At 45.3% G+C, this 18,684-nt stretch carries 12 protein-coding genes; 5 read left to right on the forward strand and 7 right to left on the reverse strand.

The window, feature by feature from the left end:
- Position 1 precedes the first annotated feature (1 nt).
- Genes C3406_RS23310 through mobI form a run of 7 tightly spaced genes read right to left on the reverse strand, consistent with a single transcriptional unit; the run spans position 2 to position 9,282 of the window.
- On the reverse strand, positions 2–1,183 hold the full coding sequence (locus C3406_RS23310) for a S49 family peptidase (protein ID WP_040113315.1): 1,182 nt from the start codon (positions 1,181–1,183) through the stop codon (positions 2–4).
- A 12-nt stretch (positions 1,184–1,195) separates the two neighbouring features.
- Entirely contained in the window at positions 1,196–1,858 is a 663-nt protein-coding gene (locus C3406_RS23315; protein WP_015063007.1) for an IncC plasmid conjugative DNA transfer DtrJ family protein, read from the reverse strand.
- Positions 1,845–2,948 (reverse strand): hypothetical protein, encoded by a 1,104-nt coding sequence (locus C3406_RS23320; protein WP_015063006.1) that lies wholly within the window; start codon positions 2,946–2,948, stop codon positions 1,845–1,847. Before C3406_RS23320 ends, C3406_RS23315 begins: the two co-directional genes overlap by 14 nt.
- Positions 2,948–5,032: a conjugative transfer system coupling protein TraD gene (gene traD, locus C3406_RS23325; RefSeq protein WP_040113316.1), complete on the reverse strand. Its 2,085-nt coding sequence runs from the start codon at positions 5,030–5,032 to the stop codon at positions 2,948–2,950. Before traD ends, C3406_RS23320 begins: the two co-directional genes overlap by 1 nt.
- Positions 5,032–8,067: a MobH family relaxase gene (gene mobH / locus C3406_RS23330; RefSeq protein ID WP_015063004.1), complete on the reverse strand. Its 3,036-nt coding sequence runs from the start codon at positions 8,065–8,067 to the stop codon at positions 5,032–5,034. The genes traD and mobH overlap by 1 nt, the downstream gene beginning before the upstream one ends.
- 10 nt (positions 8,068–8,077) lie before the next feature.
- Positions 8,078–8,800 (reverse strand): hypothetical protein, encoded by a 723-nt coding sequence (locus C3406_RS23335; RefSeq protein WP_015063003.1) that lies wholly within the window; start codon positions 8,798–8,800, stop codon positions 8,078–8,080.
- Positions 8,797–9,282 carry a conjugative transfer protein MobI(A/C) gene (gene mobI, locus C3406_RS23340; RefSeq protein WP_015063002.1) on the reverse strand — a complete coding sequence of 162 codons (486 nt, stop codon included), beginning with the start codon at positions 9,280–9,282 and terminating at the stop codon, positions 8,797–8,799. The genes C3406_RS23335 and mobI overlap by 4 nt, the downstream gene beginning before the upstream one ends.
- 756 nt (positions 9,283–10,038) lie before the next feature.
- Between mobI and C3406_RS23345 the strand changes: the two genes are divergently transcribed.
- The 5 genes from C3406_RS23345 to C3406_RS23365 all read left to right on the forward strand — a co-directional run bounded on the left by C3406_RS23345 (position 10,039) and on the right by C3406_RS23365 (position 18,419).
- Positions 10,039–10,836 (forward strand): hypothetical protein, encoded by a 798-nt coding sequence (locus C3406_RS23345; protein WP_015063001.1) that lies wholly within the window; start codon positions 10,039–10,041, stop codon positions 10,834–10,836.
- A 5-nt stretch (positions 10,837–10,841) separates the two neighbouring features.
- Entirely contained in the window at positions 10,842–11,354 is a 513-nt protein-coding gene (locus C3406_RS23350) for a hypothetical protein (RefSeq protein ID WP_015063000.1), read from the forward strand.
- Positions 11,355–11,969: 615 nt separating this feature from the next.
- Positions 11,970–13,016, forward strand: a complete 1,047-nt coding sequence (locus C3406_RS23355; protein WP_040113317.1) for a thioredoxin family protein — start codon at positions 11,970–11,972, stop codon at positions 13,014–13,016.
- Entirely contained in the window at positions 13,006–14,421 is a 1,416-nt protein-coding gene (gene trhH / locus C3406_RS23360; RefSeq protein ID WP_015062998.1) for an IncHI-type conjugal transfer protein TrhH, read from the forward strand. Before C3406_RS23355 ends, trhH begins: the two co-directional genes overlap by 11 nt.
- An 8-nt stretch (positions 14,422–14,429) precedes the next feature.
- Positions 14,430–18,419 carry a conjugal transfer protein TraG N-terminal domain-containing protein gene (locus C3406_RS23365; protein ID WP_015062997.1) on the forward strand — a complete coding sequence of 1,330 codons (3,990 nt, stop codon included), beginning with the start codon at positions 14,430–14,432 and terminating at the stop codon, positions 18,417–18,419.
- The last annotated feature ends 265 nt before the right edge of the window (positions 18,420–18,684 follow it).

Raw genomic sequence — 18,684 nt, forward strand, 5'->3', positions numbered from 1 at the left:
CTTATTTCACCGTCGGATAGCTGGTGGCCTGAACAGAATCAAGTAACCGGGAGGTTGTGCCCGCCAGCGTTTCGATGTTGGTTGACAGGCTCATTAACATACCGAGCGCGGAGCGAAGCGATCGTTGCGGCTCGTTGTACGTTTTGAATGTAGTGGTCGAATACATTTGAGACAGACGCGAACGGACCTCGACTGGTGTCAGGTCACCGTCGATGAGACCGTACTGGATTGCTTGCTGCGTTGTCCATACCCGGCCGGAATACAGAGCGACAGCATTTGCCTCCGGGCGGCTAATTAGTTTGTAACCCCGGCCTTGCTCAACGTCCGAAATAAATTTTTCATGCATGGAATCCAGGATTTGCTTCTGCATAAAATCCCGGGTGGCCTCGGAAAGCGGATGATAAGGGTCGAGTGCAGCTTTAAATTCCCCTGCTGTGAGCGGCTCATTTTTAACACCGACCGTATCCATGACGCGGGACAGGTTCCAGTGATCCATTCGTACGCCGATCGAGCCGGTCAGAGCGCTGCTATCTGCATAAATGGCGTCAGCAGGGGACACGGCGTAGTAGCACGCTGAAGCACAAATGCCTTTGACGCTAACGATAATAGGCTTATAGCTGGTTTCCATATCGGCAATGAAACGGCCACTCCCGGCGGAGAGGACCTCCAGGGTATTGCGTTTCGATTGTTCGGCATTGATATCGTCCTGCGAGCGTGAAGCACTGGTATCACCCGTATTACGGGTCTTGCTTGCGGATTCCGCATGTGAAATACGTTCAATCTTCTGCTGGTGGCTTCGAAGTGCATTAATCTGGCGATAAATAATAATCGCGTCTGAAGGTCCGCCACCACCTGACTCCGCCTCGATAATGACAGCTTTGGCATGCGGGTTGTTGTACGCTTTTGCCAGTGCTGCGGCTATCACAGAACCGTCACCGGCCTCTGACCCGGTGCCCATTTCTCCCGATATGCGCACGACGGCAATATGATCCATTCGTCCTTCTGATTCCTGATACTTATCGTAAATATTAAAGGCCGAAACCCCTGCTGCTGCTAATGCCAGAAGGGAAATAACCACTTTTGAGGTGGTATGGATTCGGAACATCTTATAAAAACGGTCAGCGTTCTCATCAAGCGATTCTTTGATATTGGCAGGTGACTTCTTATTTTTACGGTTAAACATCTGACCACCTTATTACATAAGTTTTTGAAAGTTAGACCACAAGCGGTTGAGTGCAATTCCCAATATCAGCAATGCGACAGGGGGGAACAGTTGAGCGATATTGTTAAAAAGAGACATATTAGGCATTGAGAGGTAAACAAAGGTTAATGCACCAATTATCCAGAAGGCTCTGAACCAGATCCTGTAAAACTGAACGGTTACATTACCGAAAACGTAACGTTTTAATTTCCATTGATACATGCCGTCAGCGAGCATAGCAATTAAGTAAGGTGAAAACACAATCAGCCAGCCGAGTATCAGATTCCAGCGGAAAATGGACTGATAAATGAGCAAGGGGAGATTCTTTGCCACAGTGTAGTTTACCGATGACATCTTCTCTGCAACGTAATTCAGCCCACGCGCAGGTTTCGTCGTTTCCGGGATCAGTATCGTATTCAGATATTCGATCAGCTTATAGTCATTAATCAGAGTCGACAAAGTAGCTTCACTATTTGCAATAACCGACAACCACCGGTCATTAGAAATGAGGCTACGACTGGCGTTCACCTCCTGAGTGATTTGTTGCTTTAGATCGTCAGTATTCTGGAAGCCCAGACTATAAATAAGATAAAGCATCATCCCTAAAAAAAGCAGTCCTCTGATGAATACTGCCCGTGCAGAATTATCCGCAGCCATTTGCGTCCCTCCACTCCCTGAATAAGTCTAATCGGTCGCCATGGTCACGGTAGTGGCTTCGCCAGATTGTTGGCACACCCAGCAACCAGTGGTATTGCTGCGGGATTATGTGGTTGATCAGGCTGAACTCAGCCAGTTCCTTATGCTCCGGACTTTTCCAATGAATTTGACCGGGTTCAGGAACATAGACACAGGCTTTTTCCTTTGCAGCCTGACGGCTAAACTCAACAAAATTAATCCCCCAGGGCGTCCAGTGTCGGTATCTCCCGGTGATCCCTGTATTAAATACCGGGAGCGTTAGCATGGTGTCTGCGTAGGTTGAGATGACCTTTTTGCACACACAAGGGCTATCAATTTGCTCCCGGTCGAGGTGTGTTAATAGTGCCCGGTCCATAATGTGGTTGAACATATTGGCATATAGCCCGGTCGGGTCGGGCAGGCGGTCAATCGCCGAGATTAGTTTAAATTTGATACGAGAGAGAAACGCCGAGTCTTCTATGGTAAGAATGTGACTTAATGTGGTTTCAGGGTGAATGAGTGGCTTATTGCGTTGTACTTGTTTAAACGTGACGCTGTCAGGCAGCGTAATAAACGCCGATGCAGCACTCGTAAAATTGACAAAATAGGGAAGTAAATAACTCCCCAGCATTTTTGAATTTTTATCAACAAGGCGGCGGCGCTCTTCAGAATTGTCGAATGTAATGCGAAAACCAATAAATTTTCGCTGTCCGTCTTCGCTCGTAAGAAGAGACTGAACCCATTCATCACAAGGTCCCTGAGCTACGGACCAGTAACTTGTTTCATGGTCACCGTATTCATTGCTGGTGGACAGTTCCCCTTGGAGCAGAAAAAGCTCGGAAAGGATAATAGCCAGCGCTGATAAAGACTCAGCATCGTTGTCATGGCAAAATTGCCCCACAGATTTCAAAGCACCTTTTTCAATCCCTGCCAGACGGTCACGAACATCCTGCGAATCGGCAAACTTCAGGCCTAATGACTGCATACGCCGTTTAACAAGCGAACGGCTTTTACTGACTTTCAGAGATGAACTGAAAATTTGATTTTGTGTCAGAGTAATTTGCTCGTCCATCAATGCAATTTCCTTAGATGTTTATTTAAATAGTCTAAACCCACATTCTGACGCAAAGTTACTTTTCCGGCGGGTTTCAGGAACATCTCCAATAATGTTGTATTGGGTCTCATCGAGTTTTCACTTACGGCAATCGGGATCTGCCCGACGACTTTACGACCATCCTGAAGTCTGGCCACAATATGAAATTTTGGAACCTGGCCTAAAAGCTCTTTCGGAATACTTTCTTCCAGCGTTGTTTGCTTTCTTTCTGATATCGAACCAGAGAAGTTATTATGCGGCAAAGTGGTTTCTGATCCTGTCGTATACGTGACCATATTTGTACTAATTGGACTTTTACCAAAGTTTTCTACAACCAGCGTTTGCGTTGGGGTGTCGTTTACCCGCAGGCTAATGTAATTGTTACACAGACCCGTAATACGATTTGCAGTCTCAATGTTTGCTGCTGCAATAAAATCGGAAATGGTTTGCGTGCAAATAAACAATGCAATTTGTGCGGCACGACCCTGAGCGAGTAAGTTTATCATTGAATTGTTGATTGCGGAGTGTGCTTCGTCGACGAAAATACTGATCCTTGAATGTGAGGACATATCACCATCATCAGAGTTATAGCGACTACCCGCGCAGGACGTCAGGTCTGACATTATCAACTGCGAAATAGCCCGGGCGGATTCCGGGTTGGAAAGACCATCGAGCGAGATATAGAGAACACCTCCGGTACTGAATATTCCATCTGAAGTGACTATTTCACGCGAAGTGAGTGAATTAGGTGACGGCGAAAGCAATTCATTCAGTGGTTGTTCGGTCAGACGACTGAACAGCGGCATAATACCCGCTGTCATTTTTGACATGTGCTCAGGATCAGACAAAGAATAATCTACTAACCGGCCGACGGTATCAATCCAATCAATGGGCTCGGCACCTTCATAATTCAAGAAGTGGGCAGAAAACCATTCAACAAGGCGCTTAAAGCGGACTTGTAGAGTATCATTCGAAGAATATTTCACCTTTTCCATCCATACATCGGGCCCGTAGTGCCGTGCATAACAGCATTCCAGAACTTTTACGGTGAGGTTCAGGATTGCCATGTGGCTTTTCATGTTTTTATGAATGAGATATATCGACGGTTTTTTATCCGTGTAAGACAGACCGGTGATCACAGTTGAAACGAGAGCCTCGGCATATTGTACGAATGGGTTAACTTCCCCGGGAACCGAAACCAGACTAAGAAGGCGTGAGGTGAGGTCCGAAACATTGGTATAAGCGTTGCAGACATCAATACACACTGAAGAAGAAGGCTGGGCAGGGTGAAACTTATAAAATGGCAACCCAAGTTCCGCCGCTTCATCCATAAGTGACTGCCGCCAATCTGCGTCGTTCTTTGGATCAATAACCACAATGACGTGGCCTAAATGCAGCATACTGATGCTCAATAACCGCTGAAGGACTGTTTTACCGGTACCGACGTTTCCGGTAATGAGGGTATGGCCGAACCAGTTATCTTCGGTAACAAAAATTGGCGCCCGTTTATCAACAGCAAAAATGGCGTTACTGCCACCCATGGATCTGGCCATCGCCTCAAAATGCCGCGCTATGGGGTTTAGGGCAAATGGCAGGGCTATCTCTCTTTTATCGCTTGAGAGATTGGCAATTTGATACGCGCGATCTGCATGCTCGGGACCCCATTCAAAGCCGTTACAGAAGTAGGTTTTTCTGTCCGGTACCTGACGGTTGGATTTTTTATACTCTTGTACCAGCTGGCGGTACTTTCGCTCGTTAGAGAAAAAGTTACTTTTGTTGATCGACCTGAGCGATTTAAGGCTAATAAACATAATCTGGCGCTGAAACACGCGCCAGTGCGCCATCAAATAAGGGTATGCCGTTTTACAGCGGTACAAACAAACCAAAAGCATGAAGGCAGCGGTATACAAAATGATGGGGGCAATATTCAACCCATCTGATCGAAACCCCATAAACAGCATTATTATGGCGCAAATTAAAAGTACTGAGGCACTTCTGTACTCCAATATCGGCCTGTAAAAGTTTTCCTGGGCGTGCAGGTTGGTCCTTTTTGATTTTGCCATTATAGATTCCCTACATCTTTAAGTGTGTTAATGATTAACTCAATATCGACCTTTGCCCGGTCGGATGCGGCTACCAGAGTTGGCATGTTGAATGCGAAACATTTTGTATTGACTATGGCGCCGGAGGTGACCTGGTATTGAGGAAGCTGGTTAAAAAGCTCAGGCGCATTTAACTGCGTCCCGTATTTTTCAACACATGACTGGGTCAGAAAAAAGGTGTTCTGGGTCAAAACCATGAATCGGTTTTTCCGCTTTCTTTTAAACGACCCAGATAACTTAGTCAGAATGTGGTGAAGCATTGTGGCAATTTCGACGTATTCAAGTTCTGTAACTTCACCGCCACTTAGCAGGGTAAAATCTTCCAGTGTCTCCTTTTCTTCTGCACCAGGTTGGTCAACGGCAATAGGAGCCTGAACTGTGGCAGAGTTGGATCGATTAAAGGCTTCTTTCACTGGAGTCGTGACCGGCGGATTTTCATGCTTCTTCTCTGCTTGAGTGTTTACCGCAAACAGACGAGCCAGGGCCGGAGATAGATGGTTCGCTTTCTCCCCGGCGGGTTCCGATTTTATAGGGTCCTGTGATGACACAGGACTTGTTAAAATTACTTCTTTCCCGGTTGTATTGGGAGCTGGTGGCTCTCTGGTATCCTCAGGATCATTCAATTTACCGGGCGCAACGACCTGGTCTGTTTCATCATGGAATTCGGCGACATCGCTATTTTTCGCCTCAGGCTGGGGGGGTTCAACCACAGAGTTGTCGGCGACTATAAAGTCAGAATATGCCTCACTATCGCTATCTAGGGTTTCTTCCAGCAGGTGGCCATATTGCTCATACTCAGAAGCAGTGACGGTCTCCGGTTCGGAGTGGGCGTTAATCTGTTCAGCTACCGAATTGGCCTCTACAGCCTGGGGGGTATTCAGTCGCGCCGGAGGGAGATCAAGCGGTGTTTGTGGGGGCGAAACCGCTTCGTTTAATGATGGACTTTCAGGGATATCCAACGGCTGGTACATTGACGTATCAAAAAGCGACTTCAGCGTAGAAGTGGTTCGGGGTTCCGAGGTACTCACCTGAATACCAGCACAGTTATCCCCCAGTTGTATCAGGCGTAGATTGTTTACGTCACGGACTATCCACATACCATCCAGTGATCCATCACGGTACGTCAGCTGGAAAAAGGGCCCATCACAAAATGCCGCCTCATCAATACCAGGGATTAACGCAATAGCAGCATCGAGATTAAGGTAAGGTACGGAATCAATATTAATGACTGCGTTGTGGGGCAGTGGGGCGCTCAGAAGCATTTCATGCAGCTGCTCGACCAGACGCATCTGACTCTGCTCTTCATGTTCCTCTACCCGTTCCTTTTCATCCAAGCCGCCTGTTCCGGCTGTATCTGTTGGCGTAGTAACCTGCGGATCAATAATATCGGTTGCTTTATCCGTGCCAGCCGCCTCCACACTTTCTGTGATGGCTTCAGTATTTTCACTGCTTTTACCGTTGACACTGTCGGCATCAGGGCCGTTCACGAGTTTGAGTCCGTATTGTGGAGTATCTTCAATGGCGTCGCTTACGGTGTCCGTTACTCTGGTAACAGACTCACGACCCGGGACCGGCCTTCTGTATTCTGTTACAGTTTTCTGTTCATCAATATAGATGAAATCTTTATTTGCATTAACGCTGAAGAGGCCCGGAACAGAATCCGGGATTTTATATGAGTCAAAAATTAACCCGATCCAGCGAAGTTTCAGGAGATTATAAAATTCCAGCTTACCGATACCGTTTCGGAAGATGCTGGCTATTTCATTTTCCGAGTATGTCCCGGGAATAAAATAATGAACCACACGCTCATCATCGTAAGGCTCAACATAACCCCGTTGAACCAGCGACTCTACTAGTACAGTTTTACCTGCATCCCCCTGTGGGAAGTTGAACTTGTGGGCCGCAAAATCACTAAGTACAAAGTCGAGGAAGGCGTTTTCATTGAGGTAAACTTCACCGTTTACAATAATGATGTGCATGGGTTTGGATTTATAGTTATTAATATTAATACTGGTGAAGTTATGCTTAATGGTACCTATTGCTCTTGCCGCAGCATCATTCGACCGCAGACCCATTATCGGGTCCCTCAATACATTAAGGTCAGTTCCCGTTGAATAATAATCTGAGGTTCTTACACATTTGGACAGAAAGTCATTGCCATCGTTATAGACATTCAGTGCCGTAACCATTTTTGCATAGACGCGCTCCTTTTTGACACGGTCGAGGAATGACATACAGACCGGATCTAATATTCTCTCAAGGAAAACGCTTGACCATATATTATGTTGGTTATGAATGCGTTTTCGCCAATGTATTTCATATTCGACAACATTGTTTTCACGTGCCCAGTCAAGCAGGCTTTGCGAGCTTGGCGCCCATGTTAAAGTTTCATTCAGATTCAGACTTACTATATCGAGGTCATATACCTTTCCGGCATCATGCACAAGGCCACAGATAAAAGCGGCATAGAGATATACTTTTCGGCGAATGACTTCTTCATCCTGATACCCAATTGGGCGCAATTCAGAATGATTGGCATTTTTTAAAGAAATCATTGCAACTTCCAGGCTATGTGACAACAATCCGCCAATACCATTATGGTGGTGGTTTTCTGAAGCAGGAAGTAAATGAATCCAACGGATGTATTCAATCAATGGTTTTAAAACCAGATTGGTGAAGGTAAAGGCATCCTCACGGATGTCTCCATCACTTATTGCCAGCATCATAGAGATTGAGTGCAGTTTATCTCTGTAAAGAGAAAGAATAGACTGCTCATTAAACGTTTGTATCCCAGCTGGCCGAGTTGGGTACTCAATGAATTTCAGGACTTCAAGATTCGGGTGATCCGGTACAGTGTATTTCTGATCCCCTATAATCTGAGCAAATGGTGAAAGACTCGAAACATCCTTCATCATTAACTCAGCCACATCATTCTCCCTACTGGAGAAGATGCCTAAAACTCTTTGTATACTTAGGAATAGCGCCCTGAAATTCATCAAATAATCCTTATTGGCGTTTACCAGATAGTTCCGCAGCAATATATGCCTGCACGCTTTTGTACTGTTTTACCTTTTCGATAAACTCATCAGGACTGTAAGAACCTTTTACACGGCGCGACACGTTAAGTGTTTTTTTGACCCGTTCGATATACATGTTGAGACTTCGGATAATATTGTGCGCCATTACGTTGTAATCGCTAACCGGCAGCTGACCCAGAGAGTTGAATTTATACATCTGGGTCAGAAGGTTGTTCATTTCAAAGATGTGCTTATAAAATCGCATCGTGTTCTGGTTGTTGAAGTTTAACTGGACAGATTCAAATCTGAACGGAGAAAACTCAGTTGATGAGAAGAATGGATCACTTTCATCAACCTTAATAGTGGCGATGTGGGCCTCCAGATTCTGCTTCATCAAATTGTTTTCGTCGTGCAATTCATTAAACCAGTCCTGAATTGCCTGCACCAATTCAGGGTGTTTTACCGCATTAACCGTCCTGAATAATGATGAAATAGCAATGCTAACATCATTAAAGCCTCTTATTACGGAACGATTCCGTGCCGTAAGAAATCGGTTAAAGTCTGGCGTGCCTGGAGTAATAGTTACTGTTGCCATGCCGTAATGTTCATTTTTACTTTGCGTGGCTCTTCGGCTATCTTCAGGAGTCTGAGAGGAGCGGGCATTTACATCAGGTGTCTTCTGCTTGCTTTCATTAATTGTTACGTCGGTCATTGTGCCACCTCTGATTTTGAGTATTTACGGATTTTGCGTCCCAGTTCGATATACGCAGTATGATAGAACTCAAGTAATTCTCTGTAGGGTTCTAGTACTCCCTCCGTTTTTTCGATCATTTCATATTCCCAGAAGGCATGATTAACAAAGCAGCTTTTCGAATATTTTCCGCTTTTCATCGCAGAAATCCGTTTCGACATATGACTGGGAGACCTGGTTTTAAACGGGCTGAACTTATGCCAGGTGATTGTAACTTTTTTGGCATTACCGATTAATTCAATTTTCGGCGCATACGAACCCAGATACTCACGCTTTAGCGTATTGTTAGGCCGGGGTAAATTAATCTCCAGATGATTCCGTTCTTTCCACTCGATCCAGTAATTTGTGCAAAGGTCTTCAGCTGCCTCCCGCAGAACCTCGATTTGTGAACGCATCAAACTGCGTGATAATTCTAGTGACTTTATTAGTTTCGAATTAGACATGTGACCTCCTGATGTGAAATCACTATACCGAAGTGGTTTTTATTTTTTTTTCACAAACAGGACTTTTTTCCGTGATTTTTATCGAGAATTTTGAGGTGGGGCTTCGGAGGCGTGAGGAATACAGATAGTGCGCAGCTCCAGATGAACACGGGAACGGCTGAGATGGGCGCATTTAAGCGCGGCAGAAAAGTAACTTTTTCTGCCATGGGTATTTTGAGACCGTGATCTGAAAAGTGCTGTTTTACTTACTAAGTTATACATATATCTAGTGCCACTTTTTAAACAAAAGTGACCCTATGTTTTTTGCGCATAGTGCCACTTTTAAAAAAAGTGACCCTATGTCTTGGCTACATAGGGTCACTTTTCACAAAGAAGTGACCCTATGTCGAGGCTTCATAGGACCACTTTTCGGCAAGAAGTGACCCTATGTAGTAGTCATGTTAATCAATCGGAAAAATATTCATCCTGAATCGCTTTTTTCGCTAATGTTATTGCCGCTTAATGCCGATAACGATTCGGGCTTTGCTATTTTTTTAAGCGATTAAAATTTCGTTAGCAAGCGCAGGGTTTTTTGATAAAATTCTGGTTAGTTTGGTCAAAAAGTGTTACAAGTAAGGCCAATGGATGAATGGTTAGTTTTAAGACTCAAATAGGCAGTATTAAAATTCCAAAAGTTACTTTTCATCATTCAAAAACCAAACTTTAATTTCATGTAGAAGATTAGTACAATTGTATTGACGCAAGGACAATCCGCACATGTCAGAATCAGATAACATAACGCGTAACCTACTCGGTAAACTATTACGTACCGAGATTTCGATTATTCGTAGTTACCGTGCATTCCTAATGTTATTGCCTATTCACGGATCTTCTATGTATCAAACAGGGTCTCCACTCCTGCAACGCCGTCTATTTGGAACCGGGTTTGGGGCAATGGCTGATAATGCATTCGAAGTTGAAACACGTCCCGGAAGTTTCCTCGTTCCACGTTCTTTAGGTAAAGAGATCTCGTGGGATAAATTTTTTATGGCCGTTGTTGATGGTGACACTAACGTTATCCGTGAATATGACAGTGACGATACTGACTTCGGCATTTACAATGCAGGGGAAAAAGTTACTTTGTTGAATGGGCAGGAAGATTGTTATAATCCGAGCAAAATTCAGCAGTTACGCTCCAAGTGTGTAGACATACAAAATGATTATTTTATGCAGATCTTCTTTATGTCAATGCTTGCACCTGAGTTTGTCAGTATATTTTTTGGATTAAAGCCTGCTACCGTAGATGCAATAAAAGATGTTGGTGTGTCATCACTCAAAGCAATTAACGATGTCGTTCTATTCCCACGAATAATTGCCTTTACACCGGGGTTGGGGGATGATAGTGCAACATTAAAATCTAAGGTGTTTGCCTGGGCATACGAATTATCTGCCGACATTCGTTTGGGTAAAGTTAGTGACGACTTAATGGAACTATTGCGTTACGACACTATGTTTACATGCCACCGTCAGGATGTGTTCAACTCTTTGGCAAATAAAGTGCTCTTGAAGGATTAATAAAAATGGCTAAAGTCGATCAAACTAAAGCTAACATGTTGTTGAGCGCTACAAAAACGATGTCACTTGGTGCGAATAAAAACTCAATAAGAATTCTTTATGGAAGCCATGTTGCAGAAAATATTGATTTCAGATCGGAACCTCAACAAAACGTTAAAAAAGGTATTCGAGGGTGGAGTCGTCGTTCGGATAACCGCAGAGCATTTTCTGCGGTTATTGATGTCGCGGTAAATTACTTCGGTTTTGATCCTATTCATCCGGAATCCAGCTTCCGCAATATTGACTTCAACCGAATCATGAGCGTGCTGCATAACCTTGGGTATTTCGTCTGCGCCCCTGAGGTCAATAAAATCATTGAGATCCTCACGTCAATGAAAGAAATAGAGGAACTCGAAACTTGTGCGAAATGCAAGCGGCCTTACATTGTCCCGTATACCAATGATACTCATTGCCCTCGGTGCAGATTGTCGTCAACGGTCTCTGCAATAGCGAGATATTCTCAGGAGGAGTTAGATTAGCTATTACTTTATGTGAGTGGTTTTAAGCTGAGACCAAAAATCTAAAGACTGCGTCGTCTTTATCTATTAAATCTTTGGCTTGCATACCGTTACACATGGTTCCTCATGTTGCTGTTTATTTTCAGACGGCTTCCGTTCTGACGTATCTAAAACATACTGTGTTAAATATTACTACCATCCGTATTTTTTTGTCTGCTCTATCCTTCCAACGTTCATTTTCTGTAAGTATAACTAACATGAATTGCCATTCTTTGATTCATTACGGTCTTTGAAAAGTCCAGATTTTATGATGCGCCTGCCAATTTCGTTTCTTATAGGTATTCAATTAAGTATAAATTCCCTTATGCGTTAACCAGCAAAGTATGGGGATCGTTCATAATCTGGATAGTGTTGTCTGAATGACAACGCGAATTTGCATTACTGTACCGTCATATAATTAATCCATTTCTCTCTTACAGACCATGTCTTTACCGGGACACTGTGTTGAACTGTCGTTTTTGGGGCTTTGTCGGCGTCACATTTCTGGTTTTTTAACGCATGAAATCTACTCCGTTATCGAACTCCCGGTGATTTTTTTTATGCCATCATACCTCTATTCCATGAGGAGATCGGTGAATGACTCGATTAACGTTACTGCCTTCAAAGATGTTAGTGTTGATGTCTTTGTTTATAACTGGCGTCCATGCAAATGAAGACCAGACCCTTATCAAAGACACCCCATTTGTGTCAGGACAAGCCTTTAAGAAAGGTTTTTTCTGGTATGACGACCCAGCCCGGAAAACTGAGGAAGAAATTAATGAGACTACGCCTCCTGTTGCATCTTCGTCCCAGCCAGTACAAGAAGAAAAGATTGATCTTAATTCAAAGTGGCTAAAGGACAATATGCCCCGGCTTTTGACTCAGGCAATGGATAATCCGACCCCTGAAAACTTATCGAGGTTTTATACAGCGCAACGTTTAATGTTGGATATCGGTACGCGATTTTCGGATAAGTCGAAAGATTATTTTCTTAAAAATCCAATGATGTCTGAAAAACGAAGACAGCCGGTTGAGAAGGTTGCCTTGGATGCACATCGTACGGTTGTGGAAAAAAACCAGCAGACGGTAATGAAAGATATTTTCACAAGATCCGGGCTCTTTTTCTTTTTCCAGAGTACCTGTGAGTTCTGCCACGAAGAAAGTCAAATCCTCCAGTTTATGCAGAATTACTATTCGGTCGACATTCTCCCTGTCAGCATGGATGGCAGACCATTACAAAATGGGTTGTTCCAGGATTTCTCTGTCCCTAATGCGCAGATTATTGATCAATTCAAAATCCGCGAAGTGCCAACTATTTTCCTTGTGTCGAAAGACGGGTCATCAGCGCAACGAATTAGCGAAGGTATGATCACTGCTGAGGCGCTCAAGAATACTATTATTCTGGCTGCAAAGGGCATGAACCTGATTGATGATGCCTCATTCCAATCCACGTTAGATATTAAGCGCCAATATACCATTGGTGAGGATGGCGTAATTACAGTGAATAAATCAGAAATGGAATCTGACCCGTTCTTATTGCAACGAATAATGGACCAGAAGTTGGAAGGGTACGATATGCCTACAGCGGACCCTGTGAACTACTTGAATGTTGGTGGCAGTTTAGGAGGCCCATATGCGCGCTAACCTCCATGTTTGTGCAAAAAAGTTACTTTTGTCGTTAGCCGTTTGCACGGCGATGATTGCACCAAATGCCGGTGCCGATAACGCCATGCGTAATATTTTTAATGGAATGATGACGACAACCAGCCCGGCCAGTTTTGAAACGGCCACCCGTACCGGTGTGGTTGGCGGCTCTTTTTCCTACCGCACAACAAACGTGAATACCAATTTAGTTTCAATGTCTTTCCCCAAAGCTTCCGTCGGCTGTAACGGCATCGATGTTTTCCTCGGTTCATTCAGTATGATTAACGGAGATCAGTTGGTGCAGGTTGCTCGCGGTATCGCGCAGGGGGCCGCGATTTATGCATTTAATGTCGCGGTATCGGCAATCTGTGCTGACTGTGCTGCGACTATTAATGATATCCAGAACAAATTGCAGGCGTTGAACAAATTTGCCAAAGATTCCTGCAACGCTACTTACTCGTTTCTTTCTGAAAATGTTGGACCACCCAGCCAGTATGCGAATGCGGTCAGTTCCGGCCCAGCTTCAATGCTTGGTACTCTTAATGGATTGTTGCCTGATTTCGGTTCATCAATGACCAAGTCGCCAGAAACTGTGACCTCCCAGGTAAAAGCAAAAGACCCTGAAGAGTTTGCTGAAAAATTCAGTGGAAACCTTTTCTATATGTCATTTATGGACATCGATAAAGGTTCTATGAATATCGGTGGCGTGACTGAATTATCTGGCTACAAACTCGCAGAGCAGCTGATGTCGCTTGTCGGCACTGTGATTATCAACTGGGATGCTAAAGGTGAAAAAGCGGGGATGGAAGTTCGTCCATCGACGATGACGGTATCGGATTTCATCATGGGTCCTCCGGCTGGTGGCTCCATAAAAATGCTCAAATGTTCGCCTGTACCCGATCCTGCTTCAGCGAGAAAGTCGCAATGCCTGGTTATGTCTGAAGTGATGGATGGTGGTTTCAAAGGACTGAAGGATACGATTTCAGACCTCCTAATTCAGGTTCAAACAAAGGCAATCAGCGATGTCAGGATCTCTGATGATGAATTACGCATTATTTCTTATATCGGCATCCCAACAATTCTTGATTCTCTTCAGACTTTTGATGTCCCTGAAGGCTATGCCTATATCCAGGATATCAGTGCAATAGCGGCCACCAGCCTTGTCATTAACATGCTTCGGCAAGTTGAAGCAAAGATCAGCGCTATGAATATCCCCAGTGAATCACTTTCCGGACGGCGGCAGGACCTGACTCGGTTATCTGAAAACCTTAGCAATCAGGTAAAAGCAGCTTACGAGCTCACCCGTAGCCAGGTAGGTAACAGCTCTGATGTCATTTCAGCATGGGATGATCGCCGATTAAAGAGGAAGGCGTTCATGGAAAGTCTTCGTGGCACAGGTAACTGAGGTCTGATATGGATTACAACATCTATACAGTAGGTGATATCGAGTTCGTGTGGTCCGCCCTTAACGGGATTGCCCTGATTTTCTCACAATATACCGGTGTAAAAGCATTTCTCACCACGGCAGCGGTGCTGGCTGGAGCCAGCCTGTTTTATAAAACATGGCTTTGGCTGTTGAACCCGACAAAAGCAGAGGTGCCGATATTTTCATGGATTCTTGGGCTGATTCTTTTTTCGATGGCAATAGTACGCGTGGATGTGACTATTGAATCGGTTAAGTCTGGTGAAGTGAGAAATGTCGATGGTATTCCTGTTTTTATCGCGGCGATGGGAACTGTAACCACTAACCTTAGCCAGGGCCTACTCAAAGACTATAAAACGGCGTTTGATCCGCTGGCGCCGATCGACTTTGCCGCAACCACGCTTGATGATGACATTACTCTTGGCCCGATGATTCGCTTCGTTAAATTCTTACAATGGGGCGGGGACAGCCAGGGGTATTGTTCAGCGTTCCCCGAACCAGTTAGCGGATTAGGTGCGATGAACGTGTGTGCGACAGTGCAATCACTGGCCTATAACTGCCTCAAGGGAACACAAAACTCAAGCGCGAAAATCGCTGGGAAAGAAACCATTTTTAACGATATTTTCTCTTCAAATGTCGCGGAAAGCATGGAACGCATTAATCAGGCGATGAAAGGTTCGCTGAAGAACGCATCTGCTAACATCGTGGGTGTGAATAGTTCAAAGTCAGCGACTTGTGAAGAGGTCTGGTCGACCGTTAAACAGGTAACGAGCACCCCGGAGGCTCGACAGACGATTGCTTTGATTGGGCAAACAAACGGTATTCTTACCCCAGAAGAGGCGGGCGGTGCCGCATCCGGATCGAGCTTCACGGATGTAATGGCGTCGGCGAACGGCATGTATGGCAAGGCGATTGGCGCTTATGACGCGACGCTTTCTTTGTTCATCATGAATGAGCTACGTAATGGTGCCAGTAAATACAAAACCCCACTTGGTCTGGCCTCGGATATGCAACTGTTTGAGGCATCATTAAAACGTACGAATACCATGGCATCTCAGGGGCAGCTCTGGCTGCAATTATCTGGTGCGGCAATTGCGTTTCTTGAAATGTTTGCGTACATGGTTGCTCCGTTTGCATTGCTCATGCTGCTTGCACTCGGCGGAAACGGTGTTGCCGCAGCGGCAAAATATCTTCAGTTGATTCTCTTCGTTAATATGTGGCCGATTACTGCGGTGATGGTCAATGCCTACGTGAAGAAGGTGGCAACAGCGGATCTTGATACATGGAGCACACTGAATAGTCAGAGTAACGCGGTGACTTGGATGGGCTTACCAGGGCTTGCCGAAACATATAGTTCTTACTTATCAGTTGCATCAGCGCTCTATGCTCTTATCCCAGTCCTGACGCTGTTCCTGATGACGCAATCCATTCATCCAATGATGAATGCGATGAAAGGAGTTACGCCACCCGCACCTGTGGACTCCAGCCACCTCACGCCGAAAGTGTGGGATGCGCCAAATAGCGGAAAATCATCATTTGGGGATGTTAATCGTACAGCACTGACAAGCACCGGGCAGGGGTTCAGCGGTGGCGGGGCCATGGACTCCAGTAACTTCCGACTCGGTACGTGGAATGCAGGTTCAAGTATCGCGTCAAGCCAGGGACAAGGGGCGGCAATGACCTCATCAGTCATGAGTGCAGCAAGTAATTCATTCCAGCAGGCCTACAATCAGATGAGTGAAGTTGGTCGTTCGGGGCAATCGGGCCAGCAATTTTCCTCGAATCTGCAAAACTTGAAATCATATACAGACCAGGCCGGTGCAAACGTCGCTAATAGCGTAGGGGCGAAGCACGGAATTAATTCGCAGCAATTAGCTGGTGTGGTGTCAAACCTTCTCCTCAATGGAAGTTTGGGACTTGGTGGCGAGGAAAAACTTGGAAAAGGGGGGGCTGGGGGCATAGGTCAGAAAGTGATGGATTCACTAGGTCTGAAAGCATCGGGTACCGTTGGTTCAGGGATCTCAAAATCGAATTCAGGCAGTGATAGCCTCTTAACTGATTTGAATAAAGCTATTACGACTCAATTGTCAGAAAACTCAGGACTTTCTGAACAAATGAGTAAAGCGGCTTCTCAGGTAAACAGTGATCAGTTTGCACAGACCAATGCATTCAAAGAAGCTGCATCAAAAATGAACCAGGCAACACAGACAATGGCCGAAAATCTGTCGACGTCACTTTCAACGAACGCCAGCGCTAATACCGGCATGACACTCGACTCAAGACAGTCTGTCAACCTAGACAGATTCTCCGATTCTATTCGTAATAAAAACTTCAGCGATGATGATGTGCGTAATTTTGCACGGAAAAATGGTCTTGATGAGAATGCGTTTATGGATAAATTCAATTCTTACAATGACACATTTAAGGCCAGCACTCAGTTGGGATCACAACTCCAGCGAACTGATGCGCTGGTGGCAACGACACGCGACTTTAGTGAGCAAAAAATTGCGATTGATACTGCCAGGGGTGAAACGGCTGAGAGCAATAAGCAGGATCTGCGTGAGACCTCCAGCCTGCTTAAAGGGCTGGTTGCTGACTTCGGCGGTAACGCTCAACAGATGCTGCCAATTACCAATCAACTTGACCGAATCACTGGTGATGCATCGGGTATTAATACCATTGCACAGGCGCAGGAGCGCACACCAGACCATGTAGATACCTCCGGCGTAATGAGTGCCGATCGTGTTGCTGACGTAGGGCAAGGTCTGGATGCTCAGGCGAAAGCTGGATTGGCACAGAACCAGCAGAATGCTAATCAACATATTGGCGGACAAACCGAATCAGGTGTTACGCCGTACAATGTGGGCTCGGTCAGTAAAGAAGATATTCAGGGCATTCATAAAGGTAATGTAGCTAACTCCTATAGCGAAGAAAACCAAAGTGTTCTCTCGTCGTTGGATAAGAATACCCCTGTAGTGACTAATGAGACCGTGGGAAGAATTCAGGGGGCTGGGCAGGACGTTAAGAACGCCAACCAAACTTTCGACCAGCTTCAAACTGGTATAGGCGGCAAGCATGCTACTTCAGGCATGGGTAATACCAGCGAAAAACTGAATTCTATGTACGGAGATAGCCAGATACGCGGGATATCAAACAACCTCCCGAATTATTTTGACAGGGTTGCAAATGACCCAACCAAAAAGCCGGATGACAAACGGGCGGAGCTGGCCGCACAAGCCGTGTTTACCTATGGGGCCAGTACAATGGCAACCGGCGCTGAGAAAGAACAACTGAAAGCGGATACTCAAAGCCTCCTCACCGAGCTGGGTCACTACAACGTTAGCTGGGGGATGAATGATCTCCAGAGTATCCATGAAGGTTTCAACATGCACAACAAGGCTTCAGGCTCTCTTGATTCAGCAATAAGGGCGAATCTTGGTGAAGGCGGCTCTGGCGGCGGGATCGTTGGCCAACGAACCCAAACCACGATTGATACCCTTGCTGGTAATAAAATTGAGTCCAATACAGAACGTAGTGTGATTGGCAGTACGCTTTTATCGGGCCAGGAGAGTGTTGCCAGAGGGCTTGACGTTATCGGAGCAAAACCCGTAAACGACATGCTCTCAGGTATTGGGGTCCTGACTACGCCCGCATCTTTGGCAAACGATGCAACGAATCCGGTAAATATGCCGAGTTCGTTATTGGGCAAGGTTGGCAACCACCTGCAAATGTCAGATGGTCTGAGCGCGGTGACCAGCCGTTATAAGGATATGGGAAGTGATGGGATCAAGACGTATGAGAGTGCATCACAAAACTCAGAGCGTGCGATTCGTCAGCAACTGACCGATGATCCACGCTTCGGGTCGGATAAAGCAGATGCGTTCGTTAACTTTATGAAGTCAGACCTTAACAATACAAACGAACCGTATCAGTCGAGAATAGAGAGAGCTGAAAACTGGCTGAATGATAATAAGAAGTAGGAGTGAATACTGACTGATAAAAGCCGTGCTCTTTTTGGGCACGGCTTTTTTATGCCTGCATCCGGGGAAAATAACTATTCACGGCAGTGCTATTCAAGGTAAACCACGAATCTGAGAAAAGTACACCGGCTAACTGAGCATTGGATAAGGTTTGTTCAGTTTTAAAACAATGGTCAAACAGGATACTATCTTAATCACGATTCAAATTCTCTTTCCAAATCCAGTTCACTCGCCACCCTAAGAAACGTGAATGCTTACTGGCCTA

Source organism: Leclercia sp. LSNIH8, from assembly GCF_002920195.1.
In the GTDB taxonomy this organism is placed as follows: Bacteria; Pseudomonadota; Gammaproteobacteria; order Enterobacterales; family Enterobacteriaceae; genus Enterobacter.

Coding starts and splice junctions, on each gene's coding strand:
- C3406_RS23310 (WP_040113315.1), bottom strand. CDS start 1,183: ATGTTTAACCGTAAAAATAAGAAGTCACCTGCCAATATCAAAGAATCG.
- C3406_RS23315 (WP_015063007.1), bottom strand. CDS start 1,858: ATGGCTGCGGATAATTCTGCACGGGCAGTATTCATCAGAGGACTGCTT.
- C3406_RS23320 (WP_015063006.1), bottom strand. CDS start 2,948: ATGGACGAGCAAATTACTCTGACACAAAATCAAATTTTCAGTTCATCT.
- traD (WP_040113316.1), bottom strand. CDS start 5,032: ATGGCAAAATCAAAAAGGACCAACCTGCACGCCCAGGAAAACTTTTAC.
- mobH (WP_015063004.1), bottom strand. CDS start 8,067: ATGAATTTCAGGGCGCTATTCCTAAGTATACAAAGAGTTTTAGGCATC.
- C3406_RS23335 (WP_015063003.1), bottom strand. CDS start 8,800: ATGACCGACGTAACAATTAATGAAAGCAAGCAGAAGACACCTGATGTA.
- mobI (WP_015063002.1), bottom strand. CDS start 9,282: ATGTCTAATTCGAAACTAATAAAGTCACTAGAATTATCACGCAGTTTG.
- C3406_RS23345 (WP_015063001.1), top strand. CDS start 10,039: ATGTCAGAATCAGATAACATAACGCGTAACCTACTCGGTAAACTATTA.
- C3406_RS23350 (WP_015063000.1), top strand. CDS start 10,842: ATGGCTAAAGTCGATCAAACTAAAGCTAACATGTTGTTGAGCGCTACA.
- C3406_RS23355 (WP_040113317.1), top strand. CDS start 11,970: ATGACTCGATTAACGTTACTGCCTTCAAAGATGTTAGTGTTGATGTCT.
- trhH (WP_015062998.1), top strand. CDS start 13,006: ATGCGCGCTAACCTCCATGTTTGTGCAAAAAAGTTACTTTTGTCGTTA.
- C3406_RS23365 (WP_015062997.1), top strand. CDS start 14,430: ATGGATTACAACATCTATACAGTAGGTGATATCGAGTTCGTGTGGTCC.